The organism is Pseudomonas sp. WS 5532 (genome assembly GCF_012985445.1).
Classification (GTDB): Bacteria; Pseudomonadota; Gammaproteobacteria; order Pseudomonadales; family Pseudomonadaceae; genus Aquipseudomonas; species Aquipseudomonas edaphica.
The window spans coordinates 1-514 of record NZ_JAAQWK010000066.1; the positions used below are offsets into that span (position 1 = coordinate 1).

Consider the following 514-nt stretch of genomic DNA (forward strand, 5'->3'; position numbering starts at 1 on the left):
TGACTGGGGTGAAGTCGTAACAAGGTAGCCGTAGGGGAACCTGCGGCTGGATCACCTCCTTAATCGACGACATCAGCTGCTCCATAAGTTCCCACACGAATTGCTTGATTCATTGAAGAAGACGATAAGAAGCAGCCCGAAATTGGGTCTGTAGCTCAGTTGGTTAGAGCGCACCCCTGATAAGGGTGAGGTCGGCAGTTCGAATCTGCCCAGACCCACCAATTTTGTGTGGGAAACGCCTGTAGAAATACGGGGCCATAGCTCAGCTGGGAGAGCGCCTGCCTTGCACGCAGGAGGTCAACGGTTCGATCCCGTTTGGCTCCACCACTACTGCTTCTACGTTAAGAAAGCTTAGAAATGAGCATTCCATCAGGTTGATGATGAATGTTGATTTCTAGTCTTTGATTAGATCGTTCTTTAAAAATTTGGGTATGTGATAGAAAGATAGACTGAACGTTACTTTCACTGGTAACGGATCAGGCTAAGGTAAAATTTGTGAGTTCTCTTAGTTGAG

The 514-nt window shown here is 47.3% G+C and carries 2 tRNA genes and 1 rRNA gene; all 3 read left to right on the forward strand.

The annotated features are described in order from the left end of the window. Positions 1–62: ribosomal RNA gene (locus HBO23_RS33605) — 16S ribosomal RNA — on the forward strand; the annotation flags it as partial. A gap of 82 nt (positions 63–144) precedes the next feature. After that, positions 145–221 (forward strand) — tRNA-Ile (locus HBO23_RS33610). A gap of 30 nt (positions 222–251) precedes the next feature. Then, positions 252–327 (forward strand) — tRNA-Ala (locus tag HBO23_RS33615). Positions 328–514 lie beyond the last annotated feature (187 nt).